This window comes from Malaciobacter halophilus (assembly GCF_002837275.1).
Taxonomy (GTDB): Bacteria; Campylobacterota; Campylobacteria; order Campylobacterales; family Arcobacteraceae; genus Malaciobacter; species Malaciobacter halophilus.
Map to the genome: position 1 here is coordinate 1 of NZ_NXIF01000055.1, position 14240 is coordinate 14240.

Sequence of the window (14240 nt, forward strand, 5' to 3'; positions counted from 1 at the left end):
TTATTGGGTATTTGCCACAATATATCCATTTGAGAGTTGTGATGGTTCAAAGGGCTATTTATCATGTAGAAGAAGAGCTTCTGAAGCTGAAATTAAAGCTGCTCAAGAACTTTATGCTAAATGGAAACTTGAAGAGTAAAGGTTAAATAACAACCTTACTCTGTATTGCTTTTGAAAGTGATATTAAATCTACATTTTCTAAACTAACACCTGTTGGCACACCTTGTGCAATTTTCATAAAATTAATATCAAAATCTTTTAATTTATCTTCAATAAATAGAATAAAAGCATCATTTGAAAGTGATGGAGTTATTGCAAAAAGAATATCACTTACCCTATTCTCTTTTACTAAATCTATTAATTTATCAACAGTTTGTTCTTCTAATTCTTCTATTACAAAATATAATCCGTCAAACTGTTTAGATTCTTCAATAACAAATATATCTTTTGCACTTTGTACAATACAAAGCATTTTTTCATTTCTTGTATCATCTAAACAAAATTCACAAATTTCATGTTCGCTCATAGAACCACATCTTGTACATTTTGTTATATTTTTAATTGCATTTTCAATACTATGAGCTAGTTTAATACCACAATAGTTATCATTCATTACTATATGGTACGCCAATCTTAACGCTGATTTCTTTCCAACAGTGGGTAAAGACTCAAAAGCCTCTACTAATTCATAAAATTTCTCTAATCCCTTTTTCATAAGGCGGATTATATCAAAGATTTATCATAATTTAGATAAAATCGCGAAAAATAAAGTTAGGAGTACTAATATTGACTGAATTAGATTATTATGAAGTATTGGAAATTAGTAGAGATGCAGATAAAAGTACAATAAAAAAAGCCTATAGAAAAATGGCAATGAAGTATCACCCTGACAAAAACCCTGATAACTCAGAAGCAGAAGATAAATTCAAAGCTGTTAATGAAGCGTATCAAGTTTTAAGTGATGATGAGAAAAGAGCTATTTATGATAGGTATGGTAAAGAGGGTCTTGAAGGACATGGCCAAGGTGGAGGATTCTCAAGTGCAGGATTTGATGACTTAAGTTCAATATTTGAAGAGATGTTTGGTTCTGCATTTGGAGGCGCTGATTTTGGTGGTGGAAGAAGGCGAAGAAAATCATATAATTATAATTTAGATATTGGTATAGAAGTTGAAGTAGAATTCAATGAAGCTGTATTTGGTGCTACAAAAGATATAACATACAAATATAAAGATGCTTGTCAAGCTTGTAAAGGAACAGGTGCAAAAGATGGAAAACTATCTACTTGTTCTACTTGTCAAGGACAAGGTCAAGTGCATATGAGACAAGGATTTATGACTTTTGCACAAACTTGCCCTAATTGTCAAGGTACAGGAGAATCAAAAGCACAAGATTGTAAAAAGTGTAATGGTACAGGATACCATGAAAAAGAAGAAAGCTTTGAAGTAACTATTCCTGAAGGTGTAAATGATGGAAATAGAATTAGAGTTTCAAGAAAAGGAAATATTGCACCAGATGGAACAAGAGGTGATTTATATATTCAAATATCTGTAAAAGAAGACTCTCATTTTGTACGACACGGAGATGATATATATATTGAAGTTCCTCTTTTCTTTACACAAGTTGCATTAGGAGGAAGTATTAAAATTCCTAGTTTAAGAGGTGAACTTGACTTAGAAATTCCTGCTGGGACTAAAGATAAGGAGCAGTTTAAATTCAGAAATGAAGGTGTTAAATCTGTACAAGGATATGGAAAAGGTGATTTAATAGTTCAAATTAAAATAACTTATCCAAAATCATTAAATAATGAACAAAAAGAGCTATTAACTAAATTACAAGAAAGCTTTGGAATAGAGAGTAAACCTCACGAATCAAGTTTTGAAAGTATGTTTGATAAAGTTAAAAAATGGTTTTCATAAAATAAAGTAAGGATTTTCCTTACTTTATCTTATTTAGTTGTTTTATTTAAAATAGTCTCTATTAAATTTTTCAACTCTTTTGTTGATTCATTAACTTCTTTATTATTTTCAAACTCAATTAAATTCTTTGCATTAATTATCTTATAATCTCTATTTAATCTATTTTCTATTTCATTTAAACTCTCTCTTTTTCTATTTAAAAGTCTTTGTTTTAATATTTTCTTATTTAAAGTTATATTTATTGTATAAACCTCTTCAAAAATATCTTCAAAATTCTTAATTACAGCTCTTGAAACAGAAATAATATTTAATCCTTCTTTTATACTATTTTTAGAAATACCATAAAAATTATTATGGGCACTCCAAGAAGAGATAAAGTATGCACTATTTTCTAAAACTTTGAAAGCCTCTTTTGAAACATAATAGTTTGATTCATTAATATCTGGTTGTCTTGTAATATATCTTTTAATAAAATTAGCACTTAAATATTTTTTTAACTCTTTAAGTAAAGTATCTTTACCAACTCCACTAGCACCTACAATTAATATCAATATTTTTTTCATATTTTTTCTTTATCATAAAATTATATACAATTATAAATCGATTTTTCATATAAACAAGTTAATTAACTTTAACTTATATAAAGGTATTTATAACGAGCTTATAACAAATTTTTAAATATAATAAGCACAAAAAAGCTATTTATGTAAAAGGAAAATATATATGCAAAAACCTTATTTAGAATCATATCCAGATAAAAATGGATATTTTGGAAAATTTGGAGGTTCATTCATTCCTCCTGAATTAGAAAAACCCTTTCAAGAGATTATAAAAGCCTACGAAGAGATAAAAAATTCGGATGAATTTATTAGAGATTTAAAATATGTAAGAAAACATTATCAAGGAAGACCAACTCCAATTAGCTTTGCAAAAAATTTAACTAACTATTGTGATGGAGCAAAAATATATTTAAAAAGAGAAGACTTAAATCATACAGGAGCCCATAAATTAAATCACTGTATGGCTGAAGTTATTTTAGCTAAACATTTAGGTAAAAAAAGAGTTATTGCTGAAACTGGAGCAGGACAACATGGAGTTGCTTTAGCTACTGCAGCAGCATATTTTGGATTAGAGTGTGAAATACATATGGGTGAAGTTGATATAAAAAAAGAGTATCCAAATGTAATTAGAATGAAAATATTAGGAGCTAAAATTGTTCCTGCAACTCATGGTTTAAAAACTTTAAAAGAAGCAGTTGATTCTGCATTTGATGCATATTTAGCAGATACTCAAAACTCTATTTATTGTATTGGCTCGGTTGTTGGACCACATCCTTTTCCTATGATGGTAAGAGATTTTCAAAGTGTAATTGGATTAGAAGCAAAAGAGCAATTTTTAGAGCATGAACCAACTCTTCCTAATAGTGTTGTTGCTTGTGTTGGTGGAGGAAGTAACGCAATGGGAATTTTTGCAGGTTTTATAGATGAAAACGATGTTGATTTATATGGAGTAGAACCTATGGGTAGAGGAAATACTATTGGAGAGCATTCTGCATCATTAACATATGGAGAAGAAGGGATTATGCATGGTTTTAACTCAATAATGTTAAAAGATAAAAAAGGAGAACCTGCACCTGTTTATTCCATTGGAAGTGGTATTGATTATCCTTCAGTTGGTCCAGAGCATGCATTTTTAAAGACACAAGGAAGAACAAAGGTTGGCTTATGTGATGACAAAGAAGCTATTGATGCATTCTACAAATTATCACAACTTGAAGGTATCATTCCTGCTCTTGAGTCTGCTCATGCTGTTGGTTTTGCAATGAAACTAGCAAAAACTTTATCAAAAGATAAAACTATTTTAGTAAATTTAAGTGGAAGGGGAGATAAAGATATAGATTTTGTTGTAGAAAATCACCCTATTCCTAATAGTAAGTTTTAAAAGAGTTTCTCTTTTAAAACTAATTACAATCACTTTTTTTAGATAAAATTTTTAACTCATCACAAGAAAAACCAGCTTGTTTTCTTGCTTCAAAATTAATAGTATATTTTTTATTTGTACTTCCTGGATAGACCTCTTCTAAAATCTTAAAATAAGTTTTTTCAGGGTCTAAAGATAATCTTTTACACTCATATTTAAACCATCTATCTCCTTTAGTTACATGCTCAATCTCTTCTTCTAAAATAATCTTTAAAGCTTGTAAAATTTTTTTATTAAACTCATCTGGATTTGATTTTAATTTTTCCATTATTTTAGGGTTTTGTTCTAAGCCATTTGCTTCTAAATATCGTGGGACTACTGCCATTCTACTTAAAAGTGTCTGTGTTGATTGCATTGCATCAAAAAGATTTGTGTGAACTGGCAAATCTCCATAATTAGCATCTAATAAATTCAGTAGTTTTTCAATCATTAAAAAGTGTCTAATTTCATCTTCTGCAACCTCTAACCAATCTTCATAATACTCTCTTGGTAATCCTTTAAATCTTAAAGCAGCATCTAAGGCTAAATCAATTGCGCTATATTCAATATGTGCAATTGTATGTAAAAGGGATATTTTACCTTCCTTTGTATCAAAATGTTTTCTTATTTTCACATCTTTTGCAGGAATAATTTTTAATAACTCTTTATATGAGGGCTGTTTTAATTGGCAAATATCACAATCATTATCAAAGGATATTTTTGACACTTTAAAGTTTTCGTAAAAATTTTCAAATAATTCAAACTTTTTTTTTGGAGTTTTTTCTAATAAAATAGCTTCAAGCTCTTTAAAATAATCCATATTTTACCTCTGTATTGTTATAATAATTATATATTATAAGTAATTTATGAATTCTATCTAAGTAAGGTTTAAAAAAATGGAAATAAAGAAACAACCAATGGGTGATTATCAGACTAACTGTTATATTATAACAATTAACGGAAAAGATATTATTATTGATCCAGGAGTTGGAGCTATACCGTGGGTTAAACAAAATGTGACAAATCCAATTGCTATTTTGAATACTCATGGTCATTTTGACCATGTTTGGTCTAATAAAGAGTTAAGAGATGAATTAAATGTAAAAATATATTGTCCAAAAGATGATAATTTTATGTTAGAAAAAGACCCTTATGCTTTTGGAATGACGCCCTCTTTTGCAGATGTATTAGTTCAACCAGATGAAGAGTTTGACTTTGATGGAATCAAAGTTAAATTTCATCATTTTCCAGGACACACTCCTGGATGTTCTGCAATTGAGATTGAAGATAATCTATTTTCTGGTGATTTTATTTTTAATAACTCAATTGGAAGATGTGACTTTCCCTTTTCAAACCCTGAAGATATGAAAAAGAGTATTAAAAAGATTTTAAAATGGGATAAAAACTTTAGAATTTACCCAGGACATGGAACTCATACTTCACTATTTAGTGAGAAAGAGTCCTTAAAAACTTGGTTAAACTATTTATAAAGGTTGTGAATGAGTAATATTATGGTGAACTCTTTTAAGCAGATATTAGAAGACAAACAAAAAAATGTTGAACATGCAGAATTTTCAATCAATGAAGATAAAAAAATTGTAAAACTTTTTGCTGACTCTTTAAAATATCTTGCAATCTCTTTAAATAATAGTTATGAAATTGAAAATTTAAGAATTTTATTTAAAGATGCTATAAATAAATATGACGAAATAATCTATGAAACAAAAAATGAAGTTTTTGATGAAAGATTTAAATTAACTTACAAAATAGATTTAAGTTATAATGTAAAAATTATTTATGAGATTTACTGTAATAATGAGCAACACTACCACAATTTAGAGATAAATAGTGACGTTTTAGTCACTACATTTGACATTATATCTCAAACTCTTTATAATAAATACTTAGAAGAGTGTATAAAAGAGCTCTCTTTAAAAGATCAAATTACAGGTTTATATAATAGAAAATACCTTGAAACCTATCTTGAGAAGGTACTTGCTTTATCAAAAAGAGAAAATAAAAAAATAGGTTTTTTAAAAATTGGTGTAGATAAATTTAAAGCTGTAATTGATGAATTTGATTATAATGTTGGAGATAAAGTATTAATCGCATTAGCAGATTTATTAAAGCAAACAGTTAGAAAATCTGATATTGTAGTAAGAATTGATGCTGATGAGTTTTTAGTAGTTTTACAAAATGTAGGAAGTGAAAATAACTGCATAATGATTGCTAAAAAACTTATTGAAAATTTTAGTAAAAAAGAGGTCTTAGTAAATGAACAGACAAAGCAAACATTACTAAAAACAATCTGTATAGGTATCTCTTTGTTTCCTGATAATGCTGAAACAATTGAAGGGCTACTAAATACATCAGATAATGCTTTATATGAAGCAAAAAACAAAGGAAGAAGTGAGTTTTTTGTCTATAAAGATAGTCAAATGCATACAATAGATCTATTTTAGGATATTATTTTGAGACACAATATATTAAATTTAATAAAATCATCAGCAACAAATGAGAAAGATTACAAAGCATTAGAAGATATCTTTACACTTTATGACCAACTTCAGTTTGCTTCTGATATAAAACAAATGGCTGGAGACATTTACAACTGGTTAAATGCAACTTTTAAAATTGATAATGTAAGTATTGCTTTATTTGATATAGAAAAAAGTACAAGAGAAGATATATTAATACATGGTGACCAATTCTACCTTGATGATAGTTTATCTTTCTTTTTCATAATCAATACACACACAAACTTAAATGCAATTGTATCTTTTTGTGCTACATCAAAAACTCATTTTGAACTTATAAATAAAAGCTATAATGTAATTGAATCTGCATTTTTTCAAATATCTCCAATAATTCAAAATGGAATTATAAAGAAAAATTTTATTGAATCTCAGTCTTTAGACTCTGTTACAAATGTTTATAATAGACACTACTTAATAGAGAATTTAAATAAACAAATAATCTTATCAGGAAAAGAGTATAAACAAATATATTTTTTAATGGTTGGAGTTGACCACTTTAAAGCAGTAATTGATGAGTATGATTATGATATAGGAGATAGAGTTTTAGTAGAACTTGCAAAAGTTATTCATGCAAATATTTCTGAGTTTGATATGGTAGCAAGACTTACAGGAGATGAGTTTTTAATCTCTATTTTAAGTACTTCAAGTGAACATGATATTATAAATATTTCTAATAAAATTATAAAAGATTTTGCAGAAATCGAGATAAAAATTACAGAAGAACAAATACTTAAAAAAACTATATGTATAGGCTATGATGTTTATAATTATAGTGATGAGAAAACAATTGATAGTACAATAAAAAATGCAGATATTGCTTTATATGAAGCTAAAAATAAAGGTAGAAGTCAAGTTTTTAATTTCAATGACATGAAAGAAGAAGATACGATTGATCTTTTTTAGTTCTTCTTTCTAGCTTTTATATAAACTCTTTTAGGTGCAGGATAACCTTCTACAGTTTTAGTATTATCATTTTTATCTAAAAAATCTTCTAAACTTTGATCAAAACTCCATTGTGTCTTTCTTTGTTCTTCAGAAGTTGTTGTAGTAACAGCTAATACTTCAATTTGTTCAAAACCTGCTCTAACTAACCAATTTTTTAATGCTGGAATTGTTGGAATAAAATATATATTTGGTATTTTTGAATATCTTTTATTTGGAGTCAATGCAACTTCTTGCTCTCCATCAATCATAAAAGTGTCTATTAAAACTTCACCATTTTTATTTAATCCTTTTGCTAAAGATTTCAAGCACCCTACTGGATCAGGTCTATGGTATAAAACTCCAAGCATAAAAATAAAATCAAATTTATGATTATAAAGCTCTAAATGCTCCACACCTAACTTTTCATATATAATATTAGTATTTGCAAAATGATTAATAAAATCAAATTGAAGCATTGTTAAAGCACTAGGATCAAAACCAATTAGTCTTTTAGGTTCATCTTCAAGCATTCGAAACATATAATAGCCATTATTACATCCAATATCAGCAACAACTTTATCTTTTAAATTAAAATGAGGTCTAATTAAATTATATTTTATATTACTTTGCCATTCGCTATCTATTTCTAAACCAAATAGTTTAAAAGGACCTTTTCTCCAAGGTATTAATTTTTTTGCTGTTTCTTCAATTAAAGCATATTCTTCTTGTGTCAAATCCTCTTTTTTTCCAACACTAAACCAATCATTATTGTCTATTTGAATATTTTTCTTCTCTAATTCAAAAACTTTTTTTAACTGTTCATACCAAGGCTTAACATTTTTCCACTCTAAACACTTTTCTCTTTGTTTTTTTAACTCTTCTATATTCATAACGCGATTATATTAAATATTTGTTAAAAAGCTGTTTTAATAGTTATTTGTTTAATAAAACTAAAATTGATTTTTGTTATACTTCCGCATATGAATTTAGGTGGTTTTTTATACAAACTACACAAAAAATTCACATAAATTTTACTATAATATTTCCCATATTATAAAATAAAGGATTACCTTTGAAAAAAGTTACAGATGTCTTATTCTCCTTTAAGACTACGTTAATACTATTTGCAATTCTTGCCTTTGGTGCAGCAGTTGCAACTTTTATAGAGAATGACTACGGAACTTCTACGGCTAGAGTTTTAATATATAATCACATTTGGTATGAAACAATACTTGTTTTAACAACTGTAAATCTTTGTGGAATTATATATAAATACAAAATGTGGAAACACCCTGCTAGATTTATTTTCCACGTATCATTTGTAGTAATACTTATTGGAGCTGGTGTTACTAGATATATTGGATACGAAGGAATAATACATATTAGAGAGGGACAAACAGAAAACACAATGGTTTCACTTGAACCATATTTACAAGTAAAAATCAAACAAAAAGATGCAACATACTACAAAGAGTATCAAAAAGAGTTTGCAAGTTTTTGGAATGATAGATTTAGTCATGATATAAAATTTGCAAATGAAACTTTAAATATAAAGTTTAATAACTATATGTTTGCAAAAAAAGGAAATGCCTCAATGGGGATTTTGACTGTTGATGTAACTTTAAATGGTGAAACAAAAACAGTAAAACTTCCTGGTAAAAGAGGACAACAAGGTGTAACAAAAATTGAAGACTTTGGAGATACTATTGTAACTTTAGAGTATGGCTCTAAAGCATTACAACTTCCATTTAGTATAAAATTAAGAGATTTTCAACTTGATAGATACCCAGGAAGTATGGCACCTTCTTCATATGCATCTGAAGTTACAGTTATAAAAAAAGATGGAAAAGAGTATGATTATAGAATCTTTATGAATAGAACTTTACATGAAGGTAATTTCTTATTTTTCCAAAGCTCATATGACCAAGATGAGAAAGGAACAATTTTGTCAGTAAATAATGACCCAGGTAAATGGCCAACATATTTAGGATACTTTTTATTAACTTTAGGATTAATTTGGAACTTATTTGACAAAAAAAGTAGATTTTGGAAACTTACAAAATTTCTAAAAAACAGAACAGCTGCTTCGTTTTTACTTGCCTGTCTTAGTACATTTGCTCTAACAACAGATGTTAAAGCAGATGATAATACTTTAGTTGATGTTTCTAGTGCACAAAATAGTATAGTAAACTATATGAACTCTTTCAAAGAAGAATCAAAAGTAACTGCAGAAAAGTTTTCTTATTTAGTAACACAAAGTAATGGCGGTAGAATGAAACCAGTTGCTACTTTAAATAAAGAGATACTACATAAAATCGCTTCAAAAAGTACAATGTTTGGTATGGATGCAAATCAAATTGTTTTAGGGATGCTTACAAGACCAGAATTTTGGAGACATGTAAAAATGATAAAAATCAAAACTCCAAAATTAAAAAATGTTTTAGGTATTGATACATCTAGAAAATATATCTCTTTTGCAGAAGTATTTACAAAAGAAGGAAAATATAAACTTGAAGAAGAGGCAAAAAAAGCTTTTAGAAAAAAACCTACTGAAAGAGGAACTTACGAGAAAGATATTCTAAAATTAGATGAAAAACTAAATATCTCATACATGGTATATAATGCTAATTTATTTAAAATTTTCCCAAGAATACATGACGGAAGAATTGATGATAATAATAAATGGTATAATCCATTAGACGCCTTTAGATATTTTCAAGGGAAAAATAAAACTGCTGTTGAAACAATGACTAGAGGTTTTATAAACTCTGTAATTGCTCATGAGTATGAAAGTGCCAATAAATTTATTGATATGATTAAAATCTATCAAGAAAAAGTTGGTTCAAATATTATTCCTAGTCAATCACAAATTGAAAATGAGATTTTATTTAATAAACTTGATATATTCTTTAAACTAACTCTTGCTTATTTATTAACAGGTTTAGTAATGTTAATTGTGGCATTTATTGTAGTATTTAATCCAAAATTTAAACCAGAAAAAACTACAAAAATATTTTTTGCTGTACTTGCACTTTTATTTGCAGCACATACATTTGGTATGGGATTTAGATGGGCTATTTCAGGGCATGCACCATGGTCAGATACATATGAATCACTTCTTTATATCTCATGGTCAGCAGTATTTGCAGGAGTAGTATTCTTTAGAAAATCACTACTTGCATTAAGTGCTTCTGTTATTGTAGCTGCAATATTTATGTTTACTGCACATCTAACAAATATTGACCCACAAATTACAAACTTAGTTCCTGTTCTTAAATCATATTGGTTAACTATTCATGTATCTGTATTAACTGCATCTTACGGTTTCTTTGGTTTAGCAGCAATCTTAGGATATATGGCACTAATTATGTTTATATTTAGAAAAAATAGACCACACTTAGATGAAAATATTAGAAATGTTAGTGCTATTTCAGAAATTGCATTAATTATTGGTTTAAGTGCTATTACAATTGGAAACTTTCTTGGTGGAGTTTGGGCAAATGAGTCTTGGGGTAGATATTGGGGATGGGACCCTAAAGAGACTTGGTCTTATATCTCAATTATAGTTTATGCATTTATTATTCATATGAGATTTGTAAAAGGATTAAATAATCCATTTGCATTTAATGTTGCAAGTACTATTGCATTTAGTTCAATATTAATGACTTATTTTGGGGTAAACTTCTACTTATCAGGAATGCACTCTTATGCAACAGGTGACCCTGTACCAATTCCAATGTGGGTTTATTATACAACAGCAACAGTATTTATAACTATTATTTTAGCTTATAAAAACAGAGACTTAAAAGATACTGTTTGTCATACAAAAAATCAAAAAGGTTAAGAGTTTAAACTCTTAATCTTTTTTTCTTTAAATCTACAAAATTTCATCTAAAGCTTTAGGCTTATTTATATAATACCCTTGACAATAGTCTATATCAAGTTCATTTACTAAATCAAAAATCTCTTTAGAAGATACAAACTCGGCAACTGTTTTTAATCCCTCTTTTTTAGCAAAAACAATTATTGCTTCAACAATATTTCTACTAATACTATCTTTTAAAATATTTTTTATCAAAGAACCATCAATTTTTAAAATAGTAGGTTCAAAATCTAAAAGTCTTTCAAAATTTGAATAGCCAGAACCAAAATCATCAATTGCAATATTAGAACCAAACTCTTTTACATTTTTTATAAACTCTTTTACAATAGAAAAATCTTTTATATTCTCATCTTCAAGTAGCTCAAAAGTAACTTTGCTTGCTAAAATTTTGCACTCTTTTAATTTTGAATATATTTTTTCTCTTATTAAATCATCTTCAATATCTACAACTGAGATATTTATCGTTACATCCATTTGAAGCTTTTTCATTGCTTCAAAAGAGTTTTCTATTACAATATTTGTAATTTGTTTATAATATCTTCCTTTTTTTGCAATATCAATAAAGAAAAAAGGAGAGACTATTTGATTGTCTTGTGTAATTAATCTAACTAAAGATTCATATTTTTCTACTTTTTTTGTTTTATTGTTATAAATTGGTTGAAAATATGAAACTATATTTTTATTTTCAATAGCTGTTTTAATCATCTTTATAGTTTCAATATTATTTTTTGCAATCTCACTTAAATTTGATGTAAGCCCTTGTACATAAATAAAGTCTTTTTTTGTTCTAAGAAGACTTTTTAAACCTTGTTTTGCTTCTTCATAACATATTTTTTTATCTGTACTAATACTTAATATAATACTTATATTAAACTCAAAATTTTCAAATAGTAAGGTTGCTCTTTTTACATTAGCTTGAAATTTTTTTAAAACAGTAGTTTCATACTCAATACTACTTTTTTCAAAACTTTGTAACTCTTTTAAAAGAGCATATTCCCCATCTCCTAAAAAATAAACTTTTTTATATCCAGATTTTGAAGGTAAGAAATTTAGTGCCTCTTCAAAAAACTTATCTTCTATTTGATGAATTATCTCTTCATTATAAAAATCTTTTAGGATTTCAAAATCTTCTATTTTTATCATCACTAAAAAAGGATGTTTTATTGTTTTTATTTCATCTTTTAATTGAACTTTTTGATTAACAAATGCAGTAATATCATGTCTTAAACCTAAATATTCAACAATATTTCCATTTTTATCTAAGATTGGCTTAACTACTGTATCTACAAAATATGGCTTTTTACTTTTCGTCATATTTTTTATAATTCCTTGAAAAATCTCTTTTTTTTGTATTGTTTTCCACATTTTTCTAAAAACATCTTTTGGGAAATCGGGATGTCTTACAATATTGTGTGGTTTGCCTAAAAGCTCTTCTTGGCTATATCCAGAGATTTCACAAAACTTACTATTAACTTCAGTAATTATTCCTTTTTTATTAGTTTTAGAAACAATAGTATGTTTATCAATTGCATTTTTATATTGATTTAAATAGTTAATATTTTCATCAAGTTCTTCTTGGACAGTATTAACTAGATTAATTAAAGCTTTCAAAGATGAATATTTATTACTTTTAATTGGACAAGAACTAAATCTTCTTAATTGATTATTTTCTGATAATGTTAATGTAGTTGTAGTAATATTTAATTGAACTACTTTTTTGCCAATTTGAAAAAACTCTCCTTGAGTAAAAAAGCCAATATTTGAAGCAACTTGAGAAATTGACTCAAGCTCTGTTTTTAAGTTATTTCCTAAAAACTGGTCTCTTAATTTATATGAATAAAAATATATTGCTTCAACAGGATTTGAAGCCAATTGAGTTTGAAGACGAACAGAATCATTATAAACTTCATCAATATTGCCTATTGCAAACCTTACTTTATCCCCTTTTTCAAAACTACCTGCAAAAACAAAACTATTATCATCTTCTACATTAATAACACTTCTTGCTACATCTACACCTAAAACAGTTTTTACTAAAGGAAAAGATATTAAAGATTCTGTTAGATTACTATTCAAGTCTTTACCAAAATATTTTTGATAAAGTTTTAAAATAGGCATATTATCAATTTCATAAACTCTATTATTATTAACTTTAGTAATAGTCATCTCTTTGCCTACTTTAGACCAGTTAAAAGCAAAGTTATTTGAAACAATTAACTCTTTTGAATCAATTGCAACTAATACTAAACCTTGTTTAATAATTGTTTCATCTTCTAAAATAAATGGCTTTAGATAATCAAATGATGTTGCTGCATTACCACCAACTAATGTAGAGTTTTTTAAATCAAATCTTAAGCCTTCTAAGAAAGTTTCAATACTATTTTTTGAATCACTATTAAAAAGCATTAAGACTTTCGTATCTTCATTGATAAACTCTTTTGAAATTTTTATAGCATTTGAAATATTTAGACTCTTAACATATGTAGTACGTACAAAGCTTTTTTGAAAAATAGAAAAACTTATTACAAGATTATTAATTATATTATTATCAATACACGTACAGTTTGCTGTACTTGAACCTACTATATTTGCACTAGGAAGTAAGCTTTTAATAGTTTTTAAAACACTTTTTAGCTTCTTTTCTTCTAAAGTTGTAGAGAATATTTGTATTAAAATTGATGAACTTTCAATAGGAATAATCTTATTTTTAATAAATGATTCAAGTTCAAATAAATTTGTATATATATGATTTTTTAGTTGCAATATCTACCTTATTAAATTTTACTTAGGAAAAATATAATTATATCTTTTTTAAATTATTTTTTCAAACTGCTATGATTTTTTAAACTAAAATTAATATTATTGAAAAATTATATTTCAAGTTAAAAAAAGTCTAAAATAGTATTATTCTAAAATAATTTTAATTATATTCAAATTATTTTTTTTAAAGGTATTTTAATTATGAGACTTTTAATATTTATCTATATATTTGTAAGTATTATTTTCACTGGGTGTAGTGA

At 26.8% G+C, this 14240-nt stretch carries 11 protein-coding genes; 6 read left to right on the plus strand and 5 right to left on the minus strand.

Translation table 11 applies throughout. The features are described 5' to 3' along the window. Positions 1–142: 142 nt before the first annotated feature. A complete protein-coding gene (recR, locus tag CP960_RS12660) occupies positions 143–715 on the minus strand; it encodes a recombination mediator RecR (protein ID WP_101185854.1) in 573 nt (190 codons plus the stop codon). Positions 716–786: 71 nt separating this feature from the next. On the opposite strand from recR, the gene dnaJ reads away from it, so the two are divergent. Further along, on the plus strand, positions 787–1917 hold the full coding sequence (gene dnaJ / locus CP960_RS12665; RefSeq protein WP_101185855.1) for a molecular chaperone DnaJ: 1131 nt from the start codon (positions 787–789) through the stop codon (positions 1915–1917). 29 nt (positions 1918–1946) lie between these two features. Here the strand turns inward: dnaJ and CP960_RS12670 are convergent, their stop codons facing one another. Next, on the minus strand, positions 1947–2480 hold the full coding sequence (locus tag CP960_RS12670; RefSeq protein WP_101185856.1) for an AAA family ATPase: 534 nt from the start codon (positions 2478–2480) through the stop codon (positions 1947–1949). Between the two features lie 160 nt (positions 2481–2640). Here CP960_RS12670 and trpB point away from each other — a divergent pair, with 160 nt between their 5' ends. Beyond that, the gene (trpB, locus tag CP960_RS12675; RefSeq protein WP_101185857.1) at positions 2641–3858 is read left to right on the plus strand and encodes a tryptophan synthase subunit beta; all 1218 of its coding nucleotides are present in this window, start codon (positions 2641–2643) and stop codon (positions 3856–3858) included. Between the two features lie 19 nt (positions 3859–3877). On the opposite strand, the gene CP960_RS12680 is transcribed toward trpB, so the two are convergent. After that, the gene (locus tag CP960_RS12680; RefSeq protein ID WP_101185858.1) at positions 3878–4696 is read right to left on the minus strand and encodes a ferritin-like domain-containing protein; all 819 of its coding nucleotides are present in this window, start codon (positions 4694–4696) and stop codon (positions 3878–3880) included. Positions 4697–4772: 76 nt separating this feature from the next. Here CP960_RS12680 and CP960_RS12685 point away from each other — a divergent pair, with 76 nt between their 5' ends. Genes CP960_RS12685 through CP960_RS12695 form a run of 3 tightly spaced genes read left to right on the plus strand, consistent with a single transcriptional unit; the run spans position 4773 to position 7316 of the window. Next, positions 4773–5366, plus strand: a complete 594-nt coding sequence (locus CP960_RS12685) for an MBL fold metallo-hydrolase (protein WP_101185859.1) — start codon at positions 4773–4775, stop codon at positions 5364–5366. Between the two features lie 9 nt (positions 5367–5375). Next, the gene (locus tag CP960_RS12690; RefSeq protein WP_101185860.1) at positions 5376–6338 is read left to right on the plus strand and encodes a GGDEF domain-containing protein; all 963 of its coding nucleotides are present in this window, start codon (positions 5376–5378) and stop codon (positions 6336–6338) included. A gap of 9 nt (positions 6339–6347) precedes the next feature. Further along, on the plus strand, positions 6348–7316 hold the full coding sequence (locus tag CP960_RS12695) for a GGDEF domain-containing protein (RefSeq protein ID WP_101185861.1): 969 nt from the start codon (positions 6348–6350) through the stop codon (positions 7314–7316). On the opposite strand, the gene cmoB is transcribed toward CP960_RS12695, so the two are convergent. Beyond that, complete coding sequence (cmoB, locus tag CP960_RS12700) at positions 7313–8227, minus strand: tRNA 5-methoxyuridine(34)/uridine 5-oxyacetic acid(34) synthase CmoB (RefSeq protein ID WP_101185862.1); 915 nt, start codon at positions 8225–8227, stop codon at positions 7313–7315. The genes CP960_RS12695 and cmoB overlap by 4 nt on opposite strands. A 182-nt stretch (positions 8228–8409) precedes the next feature. On the opposite strand from cmoB, the gene ccsA reads away from it, so the two are divergent. Beyond that, on the plus strand, positions 8410–11181 hold the full coding sequence (ccsA, locus tag CP960_RS12705) for a cytochrome c biogenesis protein CcsA (RefSeq protein WP_101185863.1): 2772 nt from the start codon (positions 8410–8412) through the stop codon (positions 11179–11181). Positions 11182–11214: 33 nt separating this feature from the next. Here ccsA and CP960_RS12710 read toward each other — a convergent pair whose 3' ends face one another. Next, the gene (locus tag CP960_RS12710) at positions 11215–13983 is read right to left on the minus strand and encodes a sensor domain-containing phosphodiesterase (RefSeq protein WP_101185864.1); all 2769 of its coding nucleotides are present in this window, start codon (positions 13981–13983) and stop codon (positions 11215–11217) included. Between the last annotated feature and the right edge of the window lie 257 nt (positions 13984–14240).

Bases quoted from the DNA above. Each gene is read 5' to 3' on its own strand.
- CP960_RS12690 (WP_101185860.1), top strand. From the start codon at position 5,376: ATGAGTAATATTATGGTGAACTCTTTTAAGCAGATATTAGAAGACAAA.
- CP960_RS12680 (WP_101185858.1), bottom strand. From the start codon at position 4,696: ATGGATTATTTTAAAGAGCTTGAAGCTATTTTATTAGAAAAAACTCCA.
- CP960_RS12670 (WP_101185856.1), bottom strand. From the start codon at position 2,480: ATGAAAAAAATATTGATATTAATTGTAGGTGCTAGTGGAGTTGGTAAA.
- cmoB (WP_101185862.1), bottom strand. From the start codon at position 8,227: ATGAATATAGAAGAGTTAAAAAAACAAAGAGAAAAGTGTTTAGAGTGG.
- recR (WP_101185854.1), bottom strand. From the start codon at position 715: ATGAAAAAGGGATTAGAGAAATTTTATGAATTAGTAGAGGCTTTTGAG.
- CP960_RS12685 (WP_101185859.1), top strand. From the start codon at position 4,773: ATGGAAATAAAGAAACAACCAATGGGTGATTATCAGACTAACTGTTAT.
- trpB (WP_101185857.1), top strand. From the start codon at position 2,641: ATGCAAAAACCTTATTTAGAATCATATCCAGATAAAAATGGATATTTT.